This is a genomic window from Runella sp. MFBS21 (assembly GCF_029433105.1).
Taxonomy (GTDB): Bacteria; Bacteroidota; Bacteroidia; order Cytophagales; family Spirosomataceae; genus Runella.
Genome location: NZ_JARNTW010000015.1, coordinates 107,919 through 132,430, shown reverse-complemented (window position 1 = coordinate 132,430; position 24,512 = coordinate 107,919). Strand labels below are relative to the sequence as shown.

General features: G+C 41.5%; 26 protein-coding genes. 19 read left to right on the top strand and 7 right to left on the bottom strand.

The window, feature by feature from the left end:
* Positions 1-12 precede the first annotated feature (12 nt).
* A complete protein-coding gene (locus tag P1X15_RS23515; RefSeq protein WP_028663990.1) occupies positions 13-783 on the bottom strand; it encodes an AMP nucleosidase in 771 nt (256 codons plus the stop codon).
* Positions 784-875: 92 nt separating this feature from the next.
* On the opposite strand from P1X15_RS23515, the gene P1X15_RS23510 reads away from it, so the two are divergent.
* From P1X15_RS23510 to P1X15_RS23460, 11 genes are all read left to right on the top strand, one after another.
* On the top strand, positions 876-1,313 hold the full coding sequence (locus tag P1X15_RS23510) for a type I restriction enzyme HsdR N-terminal domain-containing protein (RefSeq protein ID WP_277340588.1): 438 nt from the start codon (positions 876-878) through the stop codon (positions 1,311-1,313).
* Positions 1,314-1,400: 87 nt separating this feature from the next.
* A complete protein-coding gene (locus P1X15_RS23505) occupies positions 1,401-1,856 on the top strand; it encodes a ubiquinol-cytochrome c reductase iron-sulfur subunit (RefSeq protein WP_277340587.1) in 456 nt (151 codons plus the stop codon).
* Between the two features lie 15 nt (positions 1,857-1,871).
* Positions 1,872-2,915 carry an AMP-binding protein gene (locus P1X15_RS23500; protein WP_277340586.1) on the top strand — a complete coding sequence of 348 codons (1,044 nt, stop codon included), beginning with the start codon at positions 1,872-1,874 and terminating at the stop codon, positions 2,913-2,915.
* A 41-nt stretch (positions 2,916-2,956) separates the two neighbouring features.
* Complete coding sequence (locus tag P1X15_RS23495; protein WP_277340585.1) at positions 2,957-3,721, top strand: hypothetical protein; 765 nt, start codon at positions 2,957-2,959, stop codon at positions 3,719-3,721.
* A gap of 15 nt (positions 3,722-3,736) precedes the next feature.
* Complete coding sequence (locus P1X15_RS23490; RefSeq protein ID WP_277340584.1) at positions 3,737-5,119, top strand: HAMP domain-containing sensor histidine kinase; 1,383 nt, start codon at positions 3,737-3,739, stop codon at positions 5,117-5,119.
* Positions 5,120-5,191: 72 nt separating this feature from the next.
* Positions 5,192-6,124, top strand: coding sequence for a hydroxypyruvate isomerase family protein (locus P1X15_RS23485; protein WP_277340583.1), 933 nt, complete (start codon positions 5,192-5,194; stop codon positions 6,122-6,124).
* A 109-nt stretch (positions 6,125-6,233) separates the two neighbouring features.
* The gene (locus tag P1X15_RS23480) at positions 6,234-6,992 is read left to right on the top strand and encodes a class I SAM-dependent methyltransferase (protein ID WP_277340582.1); all 759 of its coding nucleotides are present in this window, start codon (positions 6,234-6,236) and stop codon (positions 6,990-6,992) included.
* A 15-nt stretch (positions 6,993-7,007) separates the two neighbouring features.
* Positions 7,008-8,021 (top strand): polysaccharide deacetylase family protein, encoded by a 1,014-nt coding sequence (locus P1X15_RS23475; protein WP_277340581.1) that lies wholly within the window; start codon positions 7,008-7,010, stop codon positions 8,019-8,021.
* A gap of 39 nt (positions 8,022-8,060) precedes the next feature.
* Positions 8,061-8,555, top strand: coding sequence for a nuclear transport factor 2 family protein (locus P1X15_RS23470; protein WP_277340580.1), 495 nt, complete (start codon positions 8,061-8,063; stop codon positions 8,553-8,555).
* Positions 8,556-8,561: 6 nt separating this feature from the next.
* Positions 8,562-9,473: an AEC family transporter gene (locus tag P1X15_RS23465; RefSeq protein WP_277340579.1), complete on the top strand. Its 912-nt coding sequence runs from the start codon at positions 8,562-8,564 to the stop codon at positions 9,471-9,473.
* The gene (locus P1X15_RS23460; RefSeq protein WP_277340578.1) at positions 9,474-10,781 is read left to right on the top strand and encodes a cation:dicarboxylate symporter family transporter; all 1,308 of its coding nucleotides are present in this window, start codon (positions 9,474-9,476) and stop codon (positions 10,779-10,781) included.
* Position 10,782: 1 nt separating this feature from the next.
* On the opposite strand, the gene P1X15_RS23455 is transcribed toward P1X15_RS23460, so the two are convergent.
* On the bottom strand, positions 10,783-11,241 hold the full coding sequence (locus P1X15_RS23455; protein ID WP_277340577.1) for a GNAT family N-acetyltransferase: 459 nt from the start codon (positions 11,239-11,241) through the stop codon (positions 10,783-10,785).
* A 50-nt stretch (positions 11,242-11,291) separates the two neighbouring features.
* Between P1X15_RS23455 and P1X15_RS23450 the strand changes: the two genes are divergently transcribed.
* From P1X15_RS23450 to msrB, 8 genes are all read left to right on the top strand, one after another.
* Entirely contained in the window at positions 11,292-11,990 is a 699-nt protein-coding gene (locus tag P1X15_RS23450) for a TatD family hydrolase (RefSeq protein WP_277340576.1), read from the top strand.
* A 22-nt stretch (positions 11,991-12,012) separates the two neighbouring features.
* Positions 12,013-12,813: a tRNA threonylcarbamoyladenosine dehydratase gene (locus P1X15_RS23445; protein WP_277340575.1), complete on the top strand. Its 801-nt coding sequence runs from the start codon at positions 12,013-12,015 to the stop codon at positions 12,811-12,813.
* Between the two features lie 28 nt (positions 12,814-12,841).
* Positions 12,842-13,861: a GntR family transcriptional regulator gene (locus P1X15_RS23440; RefSeq protein WP_277340574.1), complete on the top strand. Its 1,020-nt coding sequence runs from the start codon at positions 12,842-12,844 to the stop codon at positions 13,859-13,861.
* 87 nt (positions 13,862-13,948) lie between these two features.
* Positions 13,949-15,658 (top strand): alpha/beta hydrolase-fold protein, encoded by a 1,710-nt coding sequence (locus P1X15_RS23435; protein ID WP_277340573.1) that lies wholly within the window; start codon positions 13,949-13,951, stop codon positions 15,656-15,658.
* Positions 15,659-15,778: 120 nt separating this feature from the next.
* Positions 15,779-16,006: a DUF433 domain-containing protein gene (locus P1X15_RS23430; protein ID WP_277340572.1), complete on the top strand. Its 228-nt coding sequence runs from the start codon at positions 15,779-15,781 to the stop codon at positions 16,004-16,006.
* Positions 16,007-16,156: a DUF5615 family PIN-like protein gene (locus tag P1X15_RS23425; protein ID WP_277340571.1), complete on the top strand. Its 150-nt coding sequence runs from the start codon at positions 16,007-16,009 to the stop codon at positions 16,154-16,156.
* Positions 16,156-16,257 (top strand): DUF5615 family PIN-like protein, encoded by a 102-nt coding sequence (locus P1X15_RS32625; protein WP_409049702.1) that lies wholly within the window; start codon positions 16,156-16,158, stop codon positions 16,255-16,257. Before P1X15_RS23425 ends, P1X15_RS32625 begins: the two co-directional genes overlap by 1 nt.
* 132 nt (positions 16,258-16,389) lie before the next feature.
* Positions 16,390-16,881: a peptide-methionine (R)-S-oxide reductase MsrB gene (gene msrB / locus P1X15_RS23420; RefSeq protein WP_277340570.1), complete on the top strand. Its 492-nt coding sequence runs from the start codon at positions 16,390-16,392 to the stop codon at positions 16,879-16,881.
* Between the two features lie 144 nt (positions 16,882-17,025).
* On the opposite strand, the gene P1X15_RS23415 is transcribed toward msrB, so the two are convergent.
* From P1X15_RS23415 to P1X15_RS23395, 5 genes are all read right to left on the bottom strand, one after another.
* Positions 17,026-17,232: a hypothetical protein gene (locus P1X15_RS23415; RefSeq protein ID WP_277340569.1), complete on the bottom strand. Its 207-nt coding sequence runs from the start codon at positions 17,230-17,232 to the stop codon at positions 17,026-17,028.
* A gap of 218 nt (positions 17,233-17,450) precedes the next feature.
* Positions 17,451-20,909: an efflux RND transporter permease subunit gene (locus tag P1X15_RS23410; protein WP_277340568.1), complete on the bottom strand. Its 3,459-nt coding sequence runs from the start codon at positions 20,907-20,909 to the stop codon at positions 17,451-17,453.
* Positions 20,910-20,998: 89 nt separating this feature from the next.
* Complete coding sequence (locus P1X15_RS23405; protein ID WP_277340567.1) at positions 20,999-22,135, bottom strand: efflux RND transporter periplasmic adaptor subunit; 1,137 nt, start codon at positions 22,133-22,135, stop codon at positions 20,999-21,001.
* A 74-nt stretch (positions 22,136-22,209) separates the two neighbouring features.
* Positions 22,210-23,565, bottom strand: a complete 1,356-nt coding sequence (locus P1X15_RS23400; protein ID WP_277340566.1) for a TolC family protein — start codon at positions 23,563-23,565, stop codon at positions 22,210-22,212.
* A 116-nt stretch (positions 23,566-23,681) separates the two neighbouring features.
* Positions 23,682-24,332: a TetR/AcrR family transcriptional regulator gene (locus P1X15_RS23395; RefSeq protein WP_277340565.1), complete on the bottom strand. Its 651-nt coding sequence runs from the start codon at positions 24,330-24,332 to the stop codon at positions 23,682-23,684.
* Positions 24,333-24,512 lie beyond the last annotated feature (180 nt).

Below are 24,512 nucleotides of genomic sequence, written 5' to 3'. Positions count from 1 at the left end.
CTATGGCTAAGTTTATTCAAATCTTAAGTGTTTGACGGACTCGCCCGAATTTGCTAATTCTACCAAAGAATCGATACCTATTTGAAGGTGCTTTTCTACAAACTGAGCCGTCACTTTTTTGTCGCTTTCTTCTGTTTTGACTCCCTCAGGTACGAGAGGGTTATCTGATACCAACAAAAGCGCACCATGCGGAATTTGATTGACAAAACCTACCGTAAATATGGTGGCTGTTTCCATATCGATAGCCATGGTTCTGATTTCTTGTAAATATGCCTTAAACGTTTCGTCATGTTCCCAAATCCGGCGATTGGTAGTATAAACTGTACCCGTCCAATAGTCGAGTTGGTGTTGTTTAATCATAGACGAAACAGCTCTCTGCAATCGGAAAGAAGGTAAAGCAGGGATTTCGGGACGCATGTAGTCGTTGCTAGTACCTTCGCCCCGAATCGCCGCAATCGGCAAAACCAAATCGCCAATTTGAGTCTTTTTGAGACCGCCACATTTTCCCAAAAATAAAACGGCTTTTGGCGAAACCGCCGATAGCAAATCCATCACCGTAGCGGCCATAGCACTACCCATTCCGAAGTTGATGATGGTGATGTTGTTGGCGGTAGCAGTCTGCATGGCACGCCCTTGTCCCAAGATTTCTACTTGATACTTATCCGCAAACATCTGTACATAATTGATGAAATTGGTAAGTAAAATATATTCGCCAAAAGTTTCGAGTGGGGTTCCTGTATATCGCGGAAGCCAATTTTCTACAATTTCTTCTTTGGTTTTCATTTGTTTTGTGTTGATTTTTGAGGAGAATAGGTTAAAAAAAAGATTTGTAAGAACGAATGCATACCGCAAACCTTACAAATCTCCCTTCAAGCATGGTCGAACTTAATTTACCACCTTTTGCTTACAAAGTTACGAAAATTGATGGTAAACCCTTCATATTCGATGTGATACGACGCAAATACGTCATGATTACTCCCGAAGAATGGGTGCGTCAGCATGTGTTTCATTGGTTGACAGGAGAGCATCAATACCCCAAATCACTCATCAGAATTGAGACGGGGATGCATTATAATCAGCTTTTGAAGCGCACGGATATTGTAGTATATGATAGAGAAGGAGGCCCCTTTTTATTGGTCGAATGTAAAGCACCTCATGTAAAGCTTACAGACAATGTTTTTGACCAAGCGATTCGTTATAATGCTGTTTTGCGAGCAAAATACATACTAGTAACCAACGGACTCGAACATTTTACTTTTGGAGTAGAGACGGGCGTAGCCGTTGTTCTAGGGCAAATCCCTATTTATCCATAAAATTTCTACAATGTTAGGAGGCTTTGTTGCGTTTGTATACAAGCTAATGAAAACAACCAACAAAAATCCTAAAAACGAAAACGCCTTATGAATACTCAAGAAAGCCTACCGTCGATGGACCGTAAAGATTTTTTTCGGCTCGTAGGAGTTAGTGTGGGAGCTATCATACTCCAGCAATGTTTGTCGGGATGTAGCACAGGCACCAAAGATCCTGAGCCAGATCCCACCCCAATTTCGGATTTTAGTTTTAATATTAATAGTTCTAATGCGGCTCCTTTGAAAAACCTAGGAGGTTATATTTATATAAATGGCATCATTGTAGCAAGGGCTTTGGATGGTAGTTATTTGGCCGTGGCGCAGGCCTGTACTCACGAAGGAACCCGCCTCAACTACGAAAGCTCTACCAATACTTTTGTATGTCCTAATCATGGCTCTGTTTTTTCTAACCGTGGTGTTGTACAAAAAGGCCCCGCTACCAAAGACTTAGTAGTATACCGTACCGAGTTCAATGCCTCTACAGGCGACTTTCGGGTATTGGTCTAGTTGGCAGTAAATGATATGTATTTTAAGATTGTTCCTCAAGATATTTTAGAAACTCCTCCGCCATCTGATGCGTATTTTCGGCAGGCGTGGGAGTTTTGTCGATTATGGGCGTTGGGACAGCAGGCTTTTGTATTGCATACATCAGGGTCTACGGGAGAGCCAAAACCTATTTCTCTTTTGCGCGTACAAATGCAAGCAAGCGCGCAGCTTACTCAGCGGGCATTAGGGCTAAAATCGGGCTATAAAGCTCTTGTTTGTCTCAATGTAGCCTATATCGCTGGCATCATGATGCTAGTACGGGGCATGGAAATAGGGATGGAGATGTATGTAGTGGCTCCAAGTTCATCTCCTTTGGACGCTATACCAGAGGATATTGGTCTAGATTTTGCGGCTTTTGTGCCCCTCCAATTGCAAACCATGCTAGCCGCCAATCAAAAAAAACGCCTCAATACCTTCCAGACTATTATCGTAGGAGGAGCCGCAGTATCGCCGTCGTTGCTAGGGCAAATTCAGGAGTTAGAGGTTCCTGTTTATAGTACTTATGGGATGACAGAGACGGTCTCTCATATTGCATTAAAACGATTAAATGGAACATCCGCCTCGGGATTTTATGAGGTGTTGGAAGGAATAGATATAGATGTAGATACAAGAGGATGCTTGAAAATAGGTGGTAGTGTGACTAATCACGAATGGATTCAGACCAATGATGTAGTCGAATTGAAAGCACCGCGCATGTTTGAAATGATAGGTCGAGCCGATAATATCATCAATAGCGGCGGCCTAAAAATACAGCTTGAGAAAGTAGAGCAAGCTATCGGAAGTTTTTGGGAAGGTACGGAGCGGTACTTTGCTTGGTGGAAACCTGATGAGCGGTTAGGACAAAAACTCATTTTGGTCTTCGAAACTACCCAAGAAGTAAACTTAGATTGGATAAAATCAAGATTGAATACTTTGTTGAAGCCCTACGAAATTCCCAAAGAAATAGAGACCATTGAAAAATTTGCAGAAACTCCCACGGGGAAAGTAGATAAACAAGCTACCTTTGCAATCATCTCCTAAGAGGGGGATTGTCATTCAAACGCTAAATTTTTCTGTTGCCAATGGCTTCTTTTCGCCAACTTACCCTTCATTTTGAGACTTCGGCGCAGCTACCTCCGCCTTACTCTTATCAGTATGAACTTAGGCTAAAGCCTTCTTTCCAGTTTCTTCATGCACAACTCAAGCTCTCATATACACACCGTGAAGATTTGGATATGGATGAGATTGAAGCAGAAGGGTTTACTCCCAACGATGATTATGAATGGGAAGGAAACCTGGAAAAAGTGTGGCGAGACGAAGTAGAAAAATTACTCAATAAAACCAAGGTTGACAAAAACAAACAACCTGACGAAGAGGCAGATTTTCTGGCTTTGGCTTGGGAAAGTGACCAAACGATAGAAGGTATTCCTCAAAATTTGGAGGAGTGGTATTATCTCGCCCAAGAATTGTTACAAGCGATTTATGAAACCTCTGGCAAAGAGCGCGCATTTGAGCTGCACCTGCTCGATATTACTTCTCAGGAGGTAAAAGAATCAATCTTAACGGCCTCTTTCCGCACCCGAACTGCCCAAGTCAAAAAAATAAGCGGTGGAAAATCGACCCTCCGTTTTTATCCGTGGCACGAGCTTCCTCATCTTATGGAAGTCCTGTATGCCCCCAATTGGCTCAGTGAAGGAGCACAGGAACAAAAGCCAAAGCGGAATGGATTGTATTTCAGTCCGGGCGATGGCATATGGTATGAGTATGGAAAACAAATCGTAGAACCAGGAAAAGGAGCAGCTACTCTATCAAAGCTGAAGCAATTTGTGAATCGGCTTTTGAGCTAAAAACGATAGCTTTCTATGAAAATTCGGACCAAAATAGCACTTCAATTTACGCTCATTATTGCGCTAATTTTGGCGACTTTTTCGGCTTCCTTTTATTATATAGCGGAGCAAAATAGAAAAGAAGAATTCTACAAAAACCTATTAGACCGTGCCCTTACGCGTGCCGATTTGTTGGTCAAGAATCAAAAAATCACAAAGAGTCTTCTCAAAGTGATTGATAAAGAGACACTTTCGAAGCTGTATTCAGAGAAAGTCTTGATGTTTAATGCCGACAACAAGATTGAATATGCAAGCTACGATCCCGATAGTAGTATGATTTACTATTATTATAATGCCGATTTATTGAAATCGGTTCGGCAAAGACAATACGTCGAAACGGTCAACGGTAATTTGCTGGTAGTGGGTGCTATGTACCCGCAAGATACGGTCGGTAAATATGTCTTGATGGCTTCGGCTGAAGACAAATTTGGTAATAGTCAATTGAGCCAATTGCGCGAATCCCTTGCGTATAGTTTTCTTTTTGGGGTGCTGATTACGACCGTCTTGGGTTTTATTTTTGCGGGACAATCGCTCAAGCCTATTGCAGGTATGAACAAAGAGATTAGCACGATTACGGCCTATAGTCTTCGCAAACCTCTTAATGAAGGCAACGGACAAGATGAAATTGCTCAGCTAGCCATTAACTTCAATCAAATGCTCAATCGCCTTGAGCAATCGTTTGACTTGCAGCGAAGTTTTGTCTCCAATGCTTCTCACGAACTCCGAACACCTTTGGCAGGTATTAAGTCTGAAATCCAAGTAGCTTTAGAAGAAGAACGAACCCCCGACGAATACCGCAAAGTGCTGCGGACATTGCTTAACGATACCCAACGGCTCGTAGAGCTTACCAATAGCTTGTTGCAATTGGCACAATCGGAGAAAAAAGAAAGAATGATTAATTTTCAAGAGTTTCGGCTCGACGAATTGATTTTTCAAACCCAAGAAGAACTTCAAGAACAACATCCTAATTACCAGATTTATATTGATTTTGACGGAATTCCAGACCGCGAGCAAGACATCACGGTGTCGGGAAATCTAGTACTCCTCAAAACCGTATTTAGTAACCTCATTGATAATGCTTGTAAGTATTCGTCCGACAAACGAGCCGAGGTGAGAATTGGGTTTGATAAAAAAACGTGTTCCGTCCGGGTGATTGATAAAGGCATTGGGATTCCTGAAGACGAGACGCAGCGTATTTTTGAGCCGCTTTATCGTGCCAAAAACGCCACAAGTTTCCGAGGGTATGGCATAGGGCTTTCTATCTGCCGCCGAATCGTGGATATGCACCGAGGTACGATTCAAGTCAAAAGCCAATTGGGGTTGGGAAGTACTTTTGAAGTCACTTTGCCTCACATGTGATTAGAAAAGCGGCCTTTTGCTCTTTACCATTCAAATTGATTTTATTTTCATAAGCCTTAAACCACCTTTTATATGATTCGTAGAGATTTTGTAAAATCTGCTTTCACTGCTACTAGTGCTACACTGATGGGAGGAGCAGCTATGGCTGCTAACCAAACCACGCCTACGACGGGCAAACACAATTTTAAGCTTGCTTATGCGCCTCATTTTGGAATGTTTCAGAATAGCGCTGGTAAAGACCCCATAGATCAGCTCAAATTTATGGCTGATATGGGTTTTACTGCTCTTGAAGATAATGGCATGATGGGCCGCCCCGTAGAATTACAAACCAAAATCGGTGAAACTTTAGCCAAACTAGGCATGACGATGGGGGTGTTTGTAGTAGACAAAGGTGGTAATTCTCAAAATACCCTCGCAGCTGGCAAACAAGCGCACGTCGATATATTTTTAGATGGTTGTAAACGCGCCGTGGAAGTAGCAAAACGGTGCAATGCCAAGTGGATGACGGTCGTGCCGGGGGATTTTGAACGGAACCTCCCCATCGGAATTCAGACAGGTCACGTAATAGATGCTCTTCGCCGAGGTGCCGAAATCCTCGCACCCCATGGATTGACGATGGTACTAGAGCCTCTGAGTGATAGTCCTAATTTGTTTTTGCAAACTTCTGATCAAACCTACGAAATCTGTCGGGCGGTCAATAGTCCCGCTTGCAAAATCTTGTTTGATATTTATCACATGCAAAAAACCGAAGGGCATATCATCCCTCATATTGATTGGTGCTGGAGCGAAATCGGGTATTTTCAAATCGGTGATAACCCCGGACGTAAAGAGCCTACCACGGGCGAAATCAACTACAAAAATGTATTTAAACACATCTATACCAAAATGAAAGCCAACAATCAAAACTTTATTTTTGGTATGGAACATGGCAATTCTAAACCCGGTAAAGAAGGTGAAGAAGCCTTGATAAAAGCTTATGTAGAGTCAGATAGCTTTACGGTGTAAGCTTGCTATAAAAAACTTTGCAAACGCTGGAGGTTGGATATTAGAGAACAGACAAATAGTTTTGTGCTACTGTCAAATCTCTTATCGCAAACCCTCCAGCGTTTTTTCATTGAAAACATTCCTAAAAAATATAGTCGGCCCGTCGGGACGAAAAAAACTCCGAGCACTCCAGGCTTCGGCCAGAGCCACAGTTTATGGTTTAGGAAACAACGTCGAATGCCCTATTTGTGGAAGTACGTATAGTCAGTTTCTGCCCTTCAATCGTCCCAATGCCTTATGCTATACCTGTAAGTCGCTAGAACGCCATCGGTTGGTTTATTTATACCTAAAAAATCGCACTGATTTTTTTAAAGGTAAAAAAGAGATACTTCACTTTGCTCCTGAAAAGTGCTTGCACGATGTGATTCGTACTTTCCCAAAACTACACTATCAGACCGCCGACCTCATGACTACCTACATGGATGCCATCGGGGTGGTACCTGATTTGGTGATGTCGGTGACAGATATTCAGTTTCCTGCCGATACTTTTGATGTCGTGATTTGTAATCATGTTTTTGAGCTTGTCCCCGATGATGCCAAAGGAATGCGCGAAATCTACCGCGTACTTAAGCTAGGAGGCTATGCGATCATTCAGGCGGCGGTCAACAATGCAATAGAAAAAACAATCGAGACCAAGGATTTGAGTGCAGACGAACGCAAGCGTATTGCGGGCGCTCATCAGCATGTGCGTCGATACGGAAAAGATTATCGACAACGATTGGTTGCCGCAGGATTTGAGGTCGAAGTAAGCAAGTATGTACAAGAGCTGGATTGGAAAAGATACGGCCTTATGCCTGATGAAGATGTGTATCTATGCTGGAAAAAATAATGAATTCCCACAAAAATGAGTTTTAAGCATTCGGTTCGGGATAGTTGGTTGGCTGCATCTTATGCCGTGGGTGTAAGTGAACTATATAAAAAGCTGTGGGGCAGAAAGCGGGGCATCATTTCGTATCACAACGTGCTTCCTCTTTCAAAACTACCTCATTTTGATACCTACAATGTAGACCAAACGGTGGAGGTGTTTGAAAAACAAATCCAATTTCTTCAAAAGCACTTTCGAATTCTTCCAATACAAGAATTGGGTAATCCAAAGGCAGAGGGATTTTTTATCACTGTAGACGATGGAATGGCCAACAATTATAGCCTTTTGGCACCTATTCTTGATAAGTATGATATAAGTGCGCTTTTTGCAGTGTGTCCTGCTTTGGTAAATGGGCAATATCCCCACATCTGGCGTGACCACCTGTTTTTATTGCTGCGCCAATACCAACATCAGCCTATTTGGTTGCCTTTCAACCATTATCGTGAGCCTCTTCAAGTGGGTATCAATGGAGAAACGCTCAATAAACTTACCCGAAAACTTAAAAAGAACGTATATGAGCAGCAGGTGGCAGACATCTATGGATTATTGAAAGAAATATGCCAAAAAAACGAATGGTCGTATGAGTTGTCGGACGACGAGCCACTTCGGTATCAGTTCATGAATTGGAGCCAAATCCAAGACTTGCATCGACGTGGGCATAGCATTGCTTCTCATACAATGACGCATAGAGTGCTAAAATTTTTGCCAGACCACGAAAAACAATATGAACTAATAGAATCAAAAAAGCACCTTGAAAATCAGCTAGGAACATCCGTAGATACGATAGTGTATCCTTACGGAAGCCTTGCCGAAATCGATGAGTCTACTATCGCCATCGCACAAGAAGCAGGCTATCAGCTAGGCTTGATGAATATCCAAACTCATTCGCTTTCCCATCCAATGCTCGCACTTCCTAGATTCGCTTTTCCACCCATTGATACGCCCGCTCATTTACACGCGATTGCGTCGGGATATAAGTTTTTGTTTCGATAGTGATTGGAGCTATATTTACCTTCTCAAATCTCGTCTATCATGCAAAAAGCGCTGTTTATATTTATTTTAGGGATAAATGCTGTTTTGGCTCAATCTTCCTCTCAAAAAGAAATAAATGAACAAGTGTGGAAACGCTTTGTAGAAGCCTATAGTGGACAAAATACGGAGGCATTTATGGAGATTCATTCTTCAAACCTAGTACGAATGCCGCTTGGCGAAGGTAAAATATCAAGATTTGAGCAATACAAAGTGCAGAATGAGCAAAACTTTGTCTATCAAAAAAATACAGGTACCAAAATCAGCATAGACTTTACTTTTGCGTATCGTACCGTCACAGGTAGTGTTGCCTACGAAATCGGGTATTACAGGGTAACGAGTCAGAAAGACAACAAGACGAATTATTACTACGGTATGTTTAATGTGATATTGCGTAAAGAAAATGGCACTTGGAAAATTTTATCTGATGCCGATACTGGTGAAGACGTAACTGAAGCAAAATTCAAATCTGGTAAAGATTGGAGTTATGTTTTTTAATCAACAATGACCAATCTCTTCTTTCTTGTCTTGTGCCTTTCGTTTGGGGTATTTCTAAAAAAAATCCCCGCATTGAGCAAAGATGCACATCTTGTTATCAACAATTTACTGTTGTACATATGCCTTCCAGCAGCTACCCTGCTTTACACGTCTACCACACAATTTAGCACCCAATACGCGCTACCTATTCTGATGCCTTGGTTGTCTTTTGGGTTTTCTTTTTTCTTTTTTCATCTTTTAAAACGATTTATAAAATTTCACCCTCATACTGAAGCGGTTTTGATTCTGACGGCTGGTATTCCAAGTGTGTCTTTTGTAGGTTTTCCCATTTTTGAAATGCTATATGGCGATGAAGGAATGCACATTGGGGTATTGATGAGTCAAGCGGGGTCTTTTTTGGTTTGTAGTACAGTGGGTATCGTTACGGCATCTTACTATGCTCATGCCGAAACACAAGGATGGGGCTTTCTAAAAGATGTTATTCGCTTTCCCACTTTCATTGCTTTTTGTGTAGCGATTATCATCAACTTGTCGGGTATTTCGGTGCCTAATATTGCCATAGAGCTTCTACGAAAATTTGCTTCGCCATTTAGTTTTTTAGCCCTTACTTCGATAGGAATGCAGATTGAACTACAGCCCAAAAATATCAATTGGAAAGCGTTAGTGTGGGGCTTAGGTTATAAATTGATTCTGGCCCCTGTCTTGATTTTTGTACTTTTCGTGTTAGTTTTGAAACAGAGAGGTATTGTAGTCGAGATGTGCGTTCTTGGAGCAGCCTTAGGACCCATGAATACCATCGCAGTTATAGCCTCTAATTACCGACTCAATCCAGTTCTTGCAGCTCAGATGGTAGGCGTTGGCATTCCGCTATCGCTTATTGTGGTGGCTTTGTTAAACCTTATCATACACCTTTTGTAAATGAAAAAACTCTTTACCAACCTCACCTTTTGGGTATTGACCGCCATTACACTTGGTATTTTGTTGGGGCATTTTTATCCCGAAGTTGCCCTCAAAACCATACTTGACAAACCTATCAAGTTTAATCTTTGGATTTCGGAATTTGAAATTAAGACTACTTTCAGCGAGTTTTTGAGTAGTATTTTTATCAGTATCGTAAAGCTTTTTATCAATCCTATCATTTTTGTGACTATCACTTTGGGGATTATCAGCATGGGTAACCTCAAGAAAGTGGGTAAAGTAGGCGCAAAAGCACTTATTTATTTTGAAATAGTGACTACGATAGCACTGGTAATAGGGGTTTTGGTAGCCAATATTATACAACCAGGAGCTGGTGTGATAACGGACACTATCAAAGGGGGAGATATTTCTAAATACACCAAAAGCGCTGGAGATTTTAGTTGGTGGAAGTTTTTTTGGGACAATGTTACCTTGCAAGTACTGGTGGTAGCTATCACATTGGGAGTGGTGATTAGCAACTATTCGGTGCGAGAGAGAGTTGTGGATTTTTTAACTCCTATTTCTAAAAAAATCTTTTGGGGATTGCACAAAGTCATGTTGTTAGCACCTATTGGGGCATTTGGTGGAATGGCCTATACTATTGGCAAATACGGCATTGATACGTTATTGCCTTTAGGCAAACTCATGCTTACTGTTTATATCACAATGGCGCTGTTTGTGTTTGTAGTATTGTATTTTATACTGCGTTACTATCAGGTCAATTTATTTAAGTTTTTGCGTTATATCCGTGAAGAGCTACTAATCGTTTTGGGGACTTCGTCGTCGGAGGCAGGGCTTCCTTCACTTATGGAAAAACTCGAACGCATGGGCTGTTCCAAATCGGTGGTGGGCTTAGTCGTTCCGGCGGGCTATTCTTTCAACCTCGACGGGACTACCATATATCTTTCGATGGCGGTGATATTTTTGGCTCAGGTTTTCAATGTTCATTTAAACCTTACACAGATATTGACCATTATTGGGATTTTGATGGTTACGTCCAAAGGCGCCGCCGGTGTGACAGGAAGCGGGTTTATTGTCTTAGCGAGTACACTTACGGCTATCAAAGTGATACCAGTAGAAGGGCTGGCTTTGCTGCTGGGAGTGGACAGGTTTATGTCAGAAGCGCGTGCCATCACCAATTTTATCGGCAATGGCGTAGCTACTATCTGGATTGCCAACAACGAAAAAGAATTTGACCGCCGTAAAATGGGCTATGCGTTTGGACACGTAGAACATTTTGAAGACATCAAAACCGATAATCTGCGTTAAGCTAAGCAGGTCTAATCATAATAACGTGAGGAATACCGTCTTCAAGGTATTCTTCGCCCGTTGATTGAAACCCAAACGACTCATAAAATCTTAAAAGGTATTTTTGAGCACCAATCTTGATAGGATGAGTGCCGTAGAGTTTTTGACATTGCTCTATGGAAAAAGTCATGAGTTTTTGGCCTGCTCCTTGCCCTCTGACTTTCTGAGAAGTAGCTACGCGCCCAATAGAAGTAAAACCTTCGAAAGACAAATCTACGTCAAAAAGACGGGTATAAGCCACCAAATCTCCTTCTGTATCATAACCCACACAATGCCATGCTACAAAATCTTTTCGGTCGGCATCATGGAAGGGACAGTTTTGTTCTACAACAAATACATCAATTCGAAGGGCTAATATATCATATAGCTGACGAAGGGTGAGTTGATCAAAAGGAAGGCATTGAAAAGAGATATTTGCCATGACAATTATATTTTTAATAACTTTGGCAAAGTTCTAAAACTTTGTCAAAATTGAGGCATTTACTTAATTTTCATACGCACACTTTATCTAAAGGGGAGAATGAAAACAGTATCTACAATCTTATGATTCATGATGCTGAGACGGTAAATAATGTGCGTCATCAATGGGTATCCATAGGGATACATCCTTGGTATGCTTCAGCTACGGATTGGCAAAGTCAAGTAGAAGTAGTAAGTAAGATAGTGAGATCGCCTTGGGTAGTGGCTATTGGCGAATGTGGCCTTGATCGGCTCATTGAAATGCCTTTGGATACTCAAATGCTAGTTTTTGAAGCACAAGTAGCTCTCGCCGAGCAGGTACAAAAGCCAGTGATTATTCATTGTGTGAGAGCCTTCAACGAATTGTTAGCGTGGAAAAAAAGAACCAAATTGACGATACCGCTTATTGTGCATGGTTTTAATAATAATCCTCAGATTGCAGCGCAGTTGGTACAACATGGATTTTATCTATCACTTGGTGCTGCACTACTAAAATCAGGCTCAAACGCACAAATAACTCTTACAACTATCCCTTTGCATCGCTTGTTTTTGGAAAATGATGATAAAGATATTTCGATTTTTAGTCTCTATGAAGTAGCAGCGGGAAGGTTAGAAATATCAATTTCTGCCTTAGAAGCGCAAATTTGGCGTAACTTTGCAACGATTATTCCCGCTGTAGCTCCGTTTATACCATATGGAGGGATTAAATGAAAACTCAAAATTCATAATTTTTATGTCTGATTTGGCTTGGCTTTCGCGTACGCAGCTTTTGGTAGGAGAAGCGGGAGTGAATAAACTTCAAAATGCTCATGTGCTGGTAGTAGGATTAGGAGGCGTGGGGTCGTTTGCGGCAGAGTTTATAGCACGAGCTGGTGTAGGTACGATGACAATTGTAGATGGTGATGTGGTCGACCCGTCTAATCGTAACCGACAGCTTCCTGCTTTGGCCACTACTCATGGACTTCCCAAAGCTGATTTGATGGCGGAGCGTCTAATGGCTATTAATCCTGAGCTGAAATTGAAAGTAGTAAAGGAATTTTTGACCCCTCAGAAAGTGCGCGAAATTTTAGAGGCAGGCCCTTATGACTATGTCATGGATTGTATTGATAGTATTACCCCTAAGCTCACACTCTTGGTAACTACCCTCGAATACAAATACCCGCTCATTAGTTCGATGGGAGCAGGAGGCAAATACGACCCCACTCAGCTAAAAGTCGCTGACTTATTTGATACTTATGAGTGTTTGTTGGCGCATTATGTGCGCAAGCGCCTTAAAAAATACGGGATTTTATCAGGCGTTAAAGTCGTTTTTTCGACCGAAAAAATGCAAAAAGACTCATTGATGCTGACTGATGGCAACAATTTCAAACGCTCTGCCTATGGCACTATTTCTTACATTCCGGCTACTTTTGGGAGCGTCTGTGCTTCGGTGGTGATTAGGGAATTGTTGGGCCAAAAAGTAGAGTTACACAAAAATCCGTTGAAAGAATTAAAGAAAAAACAACGAAGAAAAAAGGCCAATAAACCACAATAAAGACTAATTTTGAAAAAAGTACCAGCGTATGTCTTTCACTCTTCTATTAAACCACGACGCTAAAACCCCTAAATACAAGCAGATTGTGAAATCTGTGATTGGCTCAATAGAGCGTGGAGTCTTGAAGCAGAACGATCAGCTGCCCTCTATCAACGAACTGAGTGAAGAATATTATCTAGCCCGCGATACGGTCGAGAAGGCCTACAAAGAACTAAAAGCCTTGGGGGTGATTGATTCGGTGCGCGGAAAGGGATACTACATCTTGAATGAGAAACCCACGCAGCTGAGAGTACTTTTGGTAATGAATAAAATGAGCGCTTACAAAAAGGCCATTTATGAGGCTTTTGTGAGTACACTGGGAGACCGAGCCACCGTAAACTTGCATATTCATCACGGCAATACCCGAGTTTTTAAAGATATTATTAAAGAAAGTTTAGGGCGCTATCATTACTATGTGATTATGCCGCATTTTTATAGCGAAACGGATTCCAATGCTTTATTAGCTATCCTTCGGCAGATTCCACCCCAAGAGTTGATTTTATTGGATAAGGATTTGCCTGATTTATTAGAAACACACCCAAGTGTATATCAAGATTTTACGCATGATTTGTACGATGCTTTAGAAGCAGGAAAAGAGCTGCTGGATAAGTATGAAGAGCTCGTGCTGGTGTTTCCGCAGGACGTAAAATATCCCCCTGAAATTGTAACGGGTTTTCGTAACTTTTGTGCACATCATAAAAAAGCGAGCCGTATAATATCTACTGCCAAAGAAGAAAATGACCTTGCGGGGCGTGCTTATGTAGTTTTTGAAGATTCTGACTTGGCCGAACTTGTCAAAAAATCTAAGCAAAAATCGCTCGTACTAGGTAGCAATATGGGAATTGTTTCTTTCAACGATACCCCCCTTAAAGAAGTACTTGCGGATGGTATTACGGTAGTTTCGACCGACCATGAGCAGATGGGAACCTCTGCGGCAAAGTTGATTTTAGAAGCTAAAATAGCCAAAATCAAAAATCCATTTGGGCTTATTCCCCGGAAGTCTTTATAATCAGAAGATTTTGTGACGTCAATCGTTCCAAAAATGCTGGATAAGTTGTAAAATTGATAATCAATCAACAATCTACAACTTATCGTTATGCTGCGAATTCTGCTTCTTTTTACTTTTTTGTGGGCTTCTTTTGCCTCTGCCCAAACTCAGTTTTCGGTTAGTTTTCCCAAATCTAAGGGAAGTACGTTTGACGGGCGTTTGATGCTGTTTTTGGCTAAAGACAACAAATCCGAACCTCGTTTTCAGGTAAACGATGAGCCAAGTTCTCAACAGCTATTCGGCCAAAATGTGGATGCTTGGCAAGCCGATAAACCGGTATTGGTAGCGACGTCGGCCTATGGGTATCCCGTCAAATCACTCAAAGATTTTCCCGCAGGTGAATATTGGGTGCAAGCACTTTTGCACAAATATGAGACTTTTAAACTCAAAACCGGCCATACCGTCAAACTACCTATGGACCGAGGAGAAGGCCAAAACTACCGCACAGCACCTGGTAATTTGTATTCAAAACCCTTCAAAATTAAGTACGACCCTACGGCCAAACAAGTAGTAAAAATTGTACTTGACCAAGAAAATCCGCTTCTTCCCGAGCCTAAAGACACGAAGTACATTAAACACATCAAAATTCAAAGTAAGCTTTTGACCGAATTTTGGGGACGTCCGATGTACTTGGGAGCGCATATCCTCTTACCGCACGGTTTCGACGAACACCCCGAAGCCAAATATCCCATTTGCATCAATCACGGACACTTCCCTGCCGATTTTGACGGTTTCAAAGAAACTCCTCCACCTGCCGACATGGATACGACCGATTACATTGCGCGATTTGGAATCTATGGGTACAAAAAGTTTGTGTGGCAAGAGGCGTACAATTTTTATAAACAATGGACGAGCAAGGATTTTCCTCGAATGCTCATCGTCGAAATCCAGCACGCTACGCCTTACTATGATGATTCTTATGCCGTCAATTCGGCCAACATGGGGCCTTATGGTGATGCTATTACGTATGAGTTAATTCCTGAGATTGAAAAGCGTTTTAGAGGCCTCGGACAAGGTTGGGCGCGATTCCTATACGGAGGAAGCACAGGAGGCTGGGAAGCCCTTGCCGCACAAGTTTTTTATCCTGACGAATACAACGGCTGTTTTGCCGCTTGCCCCGACCCCATTACGTTTGAAGCTTATACAGTCATTAATATTTATAAAGACGAAAACGCCTATTTCTTGCCAAGCGATTTTAAGAAAACGCCTCGCCCCGGAATGCGCAATTATTTGGGGCAGGTCAAATGTACCATTGAAGAAATCAACCACCGCGAATTGGCTATTGGTGATAATTCTCGCTCGGGCGACCAATGGGATATTTGGCAAGCCACTTACTCACCTATGGGAGAAAATGGCTACCCCAAACCTATTTGGGACAAAGAAACGGGTAAAATCGACCATAGTGTGGCAAAATACTGGTCTGATAACTACGATTTGATGCACATCCTCAAACGTCAATGGGCTACAGTCGGCAAAAAACTTCAAGGCAAAATCCATATCTACTGCGGTGATATGGACAATTATTACCTCAACAACGCGGTGTATCTGATGGAAGATTTCTTAAAAACTACCAAAAATCCTCACTACGATGGCGAAGTAAAATACGGTGATCGTTTTGAACATTGCTGGAATGGCGACCCCAACGTGCCCAACTATGTATCGCGGCTTCGCTACAATACCATGTACATTCCTAAAATCCTGAAGCGTATCGAAGCGGAAGCACCCGTAGGTGCTGATTTGAAGAGTTGGCGGTATTAAGATTCTACTTTCACTGATACTGGTATTGTTGCTTACTAAAAGAACGACCAGTATCAGCGATTATCTCACAATTGTTTATCCAATCAGTTGTTGCTAACTTGCACTACAAACATTTATACGATGCATTATCTTGAAAGAATTACGATTGACCCTGAAGTTTGTCATGGGAAACCCTGTATACGGGGTATGCGGTGGCCTGTTGAAGTTATTATAGATATGCTAGGAGCAGGAATGTCTTTTGATGATATTTTAGAAGACCATCCCAAATTAGAACGAGAAGATATACTTGCTTGTCTTAGTTATGCCAAAGTATTAGTATCTGGTCGTTCACTTAGAGACGCTGCCTAAATGAAATTTATTTGTGATGTACATATCCCCTTTAAGCTTGTCAAATTTTTATCGAACAACGGTTTTGAGGCATTTCATGTCAACTCATTAGAAAATAAGTGGTACACCAAAGATTCAATAATTTGTCAATTTGCTGATAACAATGATTAATTGTTGTCACAAAAGATGAAGATTTTCGCAACTCCTTTTTTCTTCAGCATACTCCCCGCAAATTAATTCGTATTATTTTAGGCAACATTTCTAACCAATAATTGCTTACTCTATTTGAACAGCATTTACTTCTCATCGGAAAATTGAACGAAGACGATTCTTTTTATCTTGAACTAGGTCGTAGCGTTAGTATCTACAAACTTCCAGAGTAAATTATTATAAAATACACCTGCATGAAGCTAAGTTGGATAGGGTTACTAGTATTAGTGATAAATAGCAATTGTCAAAGAGGAAGCAACAGCCCTAAACACAATCCCTATTTTTCGTTGACGGACACCACGGAGGTACGTCTACCAAACAGCGTTTGGAAAGAAATTCTTACCGACGGGGTCTATACTATCACGCGGGAAGGCTCTACGGAGGCTCCTTTTACTAATGAGTACCATGATTTTAAAGGAGAAGGCAACTACCACTGCGCGGCCTGTGGCAATTTGCTTTTTCATTCGGCCCAAAAATACGACAGCGGAACGGGGTGGCCCAGTTTTTGGCAACCTGCTACGCCTAGTTGTCTTTTATACAAACGAGATTTTTCAGAACGAGAAGAGCGAATTGAAGTACGCTGTAGGAGATGTAATGGGCATTTAGGGCACCTTTTTTACGACGGTCCTTCGCCTACTAGACAGCGGTATTGTATGAATTCGTTGGCGTTGAAGTTTTATAAATAGCTAATCCAGCACACTGTACAATAAATACTATTTGGAATAGATAGGAAACTCTTCTTCACCATTTAATATTGTGTTTGTTGGAACAGACTTGCCATATTAAAAATTGGATTAGCTTAGCTAACCCAATTTTTAAAAGTACACTTACTACGGACAACCACCAGGGCCACAAGGTAGTTTTGGTGGAGGTGTGTCATCACCATCCGCTGTTTTTAAAGAGTCAGATTGAACTTGTAACAATGGGTTTACATTGTCATTTTTAGTACTACAAGAAGCAACTGTCAAGGCCGTAAAAAGAGCAAGACATGCCCCTGTCAAGTAGCTATAAGCTACTCGCTTAACTTTCTGATTCATACGTTTTTGATTAAAAATTGACGATAAACTCAGAATAGGTAAGTACGTTACCCTTTCCTTACTTAAATATATTAAATCGCTTATGTCTAAAGCAAAGTTTACTTAAAATATAATTCAAAATGGTTGTAGTTATACCGATTTTAAACAATCCCTCACAAAAAAAGCCGCTCCAAAGGAACGGCTTTTTTTTACCAAGCTTCTCTAAACCTTCAAAAATCTTAAATTTCTACTTCTTGTTCTACATGATTTCCATTGCCATTGGCTGTGCCATTTGAGAATGAATAAGCAGGTTGCTCGGCTGGCTTTTTGCTCAAACGAGCCTTCAAACGTTCTACTATCCAGTACATTGTGGGTACTACAAGTAGAGTAAGGGTCGTACTGAAAATCAAACCGTAGATGATAGTGTAAGCCAATGGCCCCCAAAATAAGGCGCTAAAACCTCCAATGAAGATTTGGGGATTGAACTCTGTAAATAGCGTCACGAAGTTGATGTTCATCCCTAACGCCAATGGAATCAAACCTAAAATACAAGCCGAAGCGGTGAGCAATACAGGGGTCAAACGGGCAGCTCCTGCTTCGATAAGCGCTTGACGAGTAGGGTATCCACGTCCTTTGAGCTCGTCCGTAAACTCAATCAACAAGATACCGTTTTTAATTACAATCCCTGCCAAGGCAAATATCCCAACCCCTGTCATGATGATAGACATAGTTTTGCCAGTAACCATAAATCCTAAGAATACCCCAATCAAACTAAACAATACCGTAAAGAAGATAATGAATGGCTTACTGGTAGAGTTGAATTGAGTTACCAAAATTAAGAAAATCAACAAGATAGCACCCAAAAATGCAACACTTAAAAACTGCATCGACTTCATTTGTTCTTCTTGCTCACCTCCTAAGCGGATATTGTATCCTTGTGGGATATCAAGGCCGTCTACTACGTCTTTGATTTGTGCGTTGACATCGTTGGCATTGAAACCTCCCAATACATCTGATGATAATGTCACTACACGTTCTTGATCTTTGCGGTTGATACCACTATAGGTAGTGGCATAACGGATGTTTGTGAGAGTACTCAACGGAACTTGGCGCAATACTCCACCCAGATTCATGTCACGATACACCACGTTCATACTCAAAAGCTTTTCAATCTGATTGCGATCACTTTCTTTCAAACGTACCATGATAGGATAATCGTCTTTATCATCGCGGAATTTTGAAACCTCTGTTCCAAACAGGGCTCCTCTAATCTGTAAGGCGATTTGGGCCGTACTGATGCCTTCACGAGCGGCTTGTTCGCGGTCAATATCAATGATAATTTCAGGCTTGTTCAATACCAAATCTGACTTTAAATCCTCAATTCCTTGGATGCCAGATTTAATAATGGCATTCTTCACAGTAGCGGTCACATTGACAAGTTGGTCAAAATCTTCACCTGCAATCTCAATCGTTACTGGTTTTCCGGTTGGAGGCCCATTACTTTCAGGCTCGGCGGTGACTTGAGCACCCGGAATCCCCTTTACTTTTTCCCGAACTTTGGCCAAAATGTCGGAAGTCGAAACGCCATGATGTACCCGCTCCTCCACACTCTTAAACGCCACGGTAATTTTTCCTTTATGCGGTACTACGGTGCGGTCAGGATTGAAGGGGTCGCCAGCGTTGATACCAATGTTTGTAATGACAGAGGCCACTACGGGGCTGTTTTTGCCAATGACACTATACACGCGGTCTTCTAGTTGCTTCATGACCTCGTTGGTTTTTGAAGCATCTGTCCCTTGAGGCATTACACAATAAACGTACACAAAATCTGGGTCACCACTAGGGAAAAAGACTGATTTGGGAGGGAAGGCACCCATCAAAATAAATGTTCCGATGAGTAGCCCAATGACCGCCGCAAAAACTCCATACGGACGCCGTCCTGTAATAACCCAAGCGATGAGTTTCCGATAGCCATTTTTAAGACGAGGAAATACATTCTCTTGGAATGGTACGATGATATGAGGCGTGAGGATATAGTGATTGAAAATATACAAAAGCGTAATGAGGGCGAGCAAGTTGCCAATACCAAAATTGATAAGATAGCCCACAATCGATACCCCTGCCAAAATCAGAACAGGCTTCAAAATCGCTCTGAAAGATTTGTCTTCATTGGCATGTTCTTCTACTCTTTTGAGTGAGGATGATGCAAACACGGGGTTCATAACATAGGCTACAAACAACGACGCAAAAAGCGTAATAATGAGGGTCAATGGTAAGAATTTCATGAATTCACCCACAATACCCGGCCAGAATAAAAGGGGTAAGAAAGGCGCAATCGTGGTAAGAGTCCCTGACAATACCGGCACAAATACTTCGCCCGCCGCATAGGAGATAGCCTCATTACGAGTCAGTTTTTTGTCTTCGTTATAAACGCGGTGGGCGTTTTCGATAACCACAATCGCGTCATCTACCACAATTCCTAGCCCTAACAAAAAGGCGAAAAGAACGATAGTGTTGAGCGTAAAAGTGATACCCGTAGCCGAAGCAATTACAGGAAATAATACAAATGCTACCAAAGTAGAAAGAGGAACCGAAAGCCCTACGAAAATCGCATCTTGGACTCCCATAAAAAACATCAACACCAATACCACGAAGATAAAGCCTAAAATAACCGTATTGAGTAAGTCATTTAGCTCTACTTTGGTGCGGTCGGAGCTGTCGTTGGTCAAGCTGATTTTAAGGCCATCAGGGAATTTTGTTTCTTCGTATTTTTTCAAAATTGCCTTGATTTCGTCGGCAGCCGAAATCAGGTTTTCGCCGCCGCGTTTGATGACGTTGAGGGTAATTACCGTTTTTCCGTCCAAACGGGCGTAGCTTTGTTTTTCGGCAAAACCGTCTTTCACTTCAGCAATCTCGGCCAAGCGGAGAGTAGCTCCCGTAGAAGAGCGAACAATGATATTTTCTAGCTGACGAGCATCTTTAAACTCACCTACTACGCGCAGGTTTCGCCGAACATTGTCAACGTTGAGCTCTCCACCCGAAATATTGATATTTTCTCCCTGAATTGCATTTTGAATTTCGTAAAACGACACTCCCGCTGCTTGCATTTTATACAAATCCAAGTTGATTTGGATTTCGCGGTCGAGCGCTCCTACGATGTCCACGCGGGTAATTTCCGGCAACGACTCGATTTCGTCTTTCAATTGCTCAGCATAGTCTTTCAATTTTTTCAATGAGTAGTTTCCTGCCAAGTTGATGTTCATGATTGGAAACTCCGAGAAGTTTACTTCTTGTACCGAAGGGTCTTGTTTGCGGTCGGTGGGGAGGTCTACCAAGGCTTTGTCGACGGCGTCAGCTACGCGTTGTTTGGCTTCTTGAGCTTTGATTCCTGTCGAAAACTCAACCGTAATAAGAGAGAAATCTTGAATCGAATTGGATTTGATTTTTGTAACTCCACTTGCTGCTTTGATTTGCTTTTCGATAGGTTTGGTAATAATTGTCTCAATATCCGAAGGACTAGCCCCTGGATAGATTGTCGATACAATCACCGTTGGAACGGCGATTTCGGGAAACTGCTCTTTGGGCATGGTGAAATATATAAACAAGCCCGCCAACGAAATAATGGCTGTAAAGAGATATACCGTAGTCTTGTTTTCTAAGCACCAACGGGTAATTTTAAAGTCTTTTAGGGTTGTCATAACCTTACGGTTTAGGTTAATCGCTGTTAGTTAATGGCTAGCTGTATGTTTGCAATAGCCGAAATTAACGAATAACAATTAACGATTTGTTAGAAACTAATTGCCTGTCCATCCACTAAATCTTGATAACCTTCCGTCACAATCAAATCTCCAGCTTGGAGTCCTTCTATGATTTCGATTTCGCCGTTATATGACACTCCCGTTTTTACTTTGCGAGCTTTTGCTATTTTTTTATTGCCTTCGGTTTCTGCTACATATACTACATCTCCAAACTCGGTGCTTTGAATATAATTTTGAGGAATCACGAGAGCGTTGGATTTGTTGATGTCAGCAATGTTTAATACAGAAAGCATATTGGGCTTGATGTCGCCGCTTGTAGGAATCGAGGCTTCGATTTTGAAGGTACGATTGGCGGGATTTACGAGCTTACTAATAAACGTAATACGAGCGTTGATTTCGCGGTTTAAATCAGGCAAAAGTACCTTTACAGCGTCTCCCATTTTGATGTTGCTCACATACACATCAGGTACATTGGCAGTAGCTTTGAGACTTCCAAGGTTTACAATGCTAGCAAGAGGCATACCAGGGGCAGCTATTTCGCCTGTTTTGGCCATTACTTTTTCTACCGCACCATTGATAGGAGCATACACATTGTACATGTCTATTTGGGTATTCAATACAGCCAAGTTTTTTTCCAAAGATTCTTTATTGTTTTTGGCTTGTAAGTACTGAATCTCCGTACCGATTTTTTGGTCCCAAAGTGATTTTTGTTTTTCAAAAACCGTGTTTGCTAGTTCAAGTTGTTGTTTGAGAGCGGCGATTTGGTCTATCAAAATCGCATTGTCTATCTTAGCTAACAGCTGTCCTGCTTTTACACTTTGGCCTTCTTTGACGTACACAGTGGTATAAGTACCTGCCATACGAGGAGTGGCTGTGGCCGTATTTTTGGTTTCGATAGTGCCCTGAATTTCAATAAAACTTTTGAAGTTGCGGGTTTGAAGCGCAGTCGTTACCACGGGCATTACTTTTTCGGCAGCCTTCATTGTAGGGTCGGCGGCCTTGAGTTCGGTCTCAAGAGCTGAAATCTTTTCAGTCAGTGTTTTGGCTTCGGCTTTCAATTGGGCCAAGGCTTCTTTTTTCTCTGCTACTGTATTGGCTTTCTTTTCGCCTCCGCAGGCAGTTATGAGCAATGTGGCTGTTAATAAAAGAATGTATTGTGTTTTCATAATGACGATATGGTTTTGATTGTCTGTCTCTTATGTTGGAGAAAAGTCAAAGCTTTTTCCAAGACAGATGGTTTTTAGTAGTTTAATTTCCCTTTGGCTTTGTCTAAGTCTATTTTTGCCAAAAGCAAATCATAGAGTGAGGCAAAATAATTGGTTTGCGCTTCTTTGAGTGCCGACTCGGCATTGATAACTTCAATGTTTGAGCCAGTACCTGATTGGTATTTGATTTTGGAGACCCGCACTACTTCTTGGGCCAAATCAAGATTACGCTTTTGAGTTTTGAGGGTTTCGAGGCCATTCAAAATCGTAATGTTGGCACTACGGATTTGTAAATCAATGGATTGTTCTACCAAGCTCAAACTCTGTTTTACTTTGTCAACGGTAAATTTCGCTTGTTGGATTTTGTATTTTTTTGCAAAACCATCAAAGATTGGAATGCTGACATTAATCCCAATATTTGAGTTATTAAACCAAGGAGAGCTAAACAATTCTGAAAATTTGTTACGACCCGTGTTGTACCCATAACCCGCAAAAGCAGCTACCGTAGGATAATACCCCCGCTTATTGTTTTCTACATCCATTTCAGAGAGTAGTAGGTTACTTTTGAGAATGGAGTAATCGATACGTTGGTCGTAGCTGAAAGGGGCGCTGTTTTCGGCTTTTACCTCTGATTCGATGCGGGCTACCTCGTTTTCGTTGATGCGGTCGGTAAGTTCGATAGCTTCATCTAGCTTCATACCCATCTGAAATTTGAGCATGTAATAGCTTAAATCTACTAGATTCTGAACTTTAGACCGCTCGGTTTTGAGGTTGTTAAGCGATACTTCCAAACGATCTACATCGAGTTTTTCTACAAATCCTTTTTGGTTCATAGCACTCATTTCGCGAGTGAGGCTATCGAGACGTTGAATATTCAAATCCAAAAGTTTGGCTCTTTCTTCGGCTACCAAAACACTGTAATAAGCTTTTGCAACATTTTCGGCTACTTGAATCTTGGATTGTGTTACGTTTTTGATAGCCAACTCTCGATAAGCTTGTGCTGCCTTTAATCCCAACAACCATTGAGCGTTGAAAATGATTTGGTTGAGCTGAGCTGCTGCTGTGCCAGAGTATTTCACACCAAAGGGAATCGCCACTGGAGGATCATCAGCCGAACCTCCCACAAATGCGGCCGGTAGAATCGCCTTTTGGATAATTAAGTTGTCTAGAATATTTACGGATGCACTTACTTGTGGCAATCCCACCGACCGAATCTCACCAATGCGCGATTCGGCGCTTTGGGCATCAGTTTGGGTATTTTTGACGTTGATATTGTGCGTTATGCCATATTGAATAGCTTCTTGAAGACTATAACGCGTTTGGCTGTAGGCAGGAAAGAGCGGCAACAAAAGCATTACCAGCCATTTCCATTTGAGTTGAAGGTGTTGCATATAAATGTTTGAGAAATTGGATTGTTAAGAAATTGGGCTGTTATTAGAAGATGTATAGTGGTTTGATAATCATAGTTTTAGAGGAAGTTAAGTAGTGAAACAATTTAAGATAGCTGTTAATAGGTACTTTTATTGTTGAATAAGTGTGCAGTAGATTGGGGTAGGGTAATGTGTGTTTTGTTATATTCTTCATACAAAATCAGTCCCTCATCCGTAACGATACCTCGCAAAAAATGGTCAAGCAACTCAAGCTGAGTTTCTAAAGGATTGAATTGACCCAATGGAAAAATGTATGGATCAAGACCCATTTCGATTTGTTCGAGTCGTAGGCGTGCAATCACTTCTATGTTGATATTGGCTCGGTAAAGCCCCATTTCGATGCCTTTGTTTAGATTACGGCGGATTAACTCTAGTACAAATCCTTTTTTGTATTGTGAAAACATATCCCAAGCTTGGGGATAATACTTCTTGATATCGAAAATTGCCGAAGGGTTCAATCCTGACATCGTTTGGCGCATCATTTCGGCACCCATTACCGCTTCGGCGATAGGGTTAGGGGCTTCGTTGTGGATTTGTTCAGAAATAAAATGGTCACATTCAAAATGATGTTTTACCCCGGCACAAACCATCGAATTTTTGTCTTCAAAATGCTGATAAATGGTCTTCTTCGATATCCCTAGTTCTCTAGCAATATCGTCCATTGTAACACTCTTTACCCCAAACCGAAAAAACAGTTCTTGGGCTTTTTCAAGGATTCTTTCTCTCACTATCTATTTTCACTTTTTTTAGGTGAAAACTTTGGAAACTATAAGAAAGTTCAAAGTTTCCAAAGTTTTTTTTAGGTTTTATTGAAAGATAATATTTGGAGAAAGGGCTGTTAATAGGCTAAATATTTACTACAAATAAAATATTCTACACTGACAACGGTATGTCAGTAGTGATTGGGT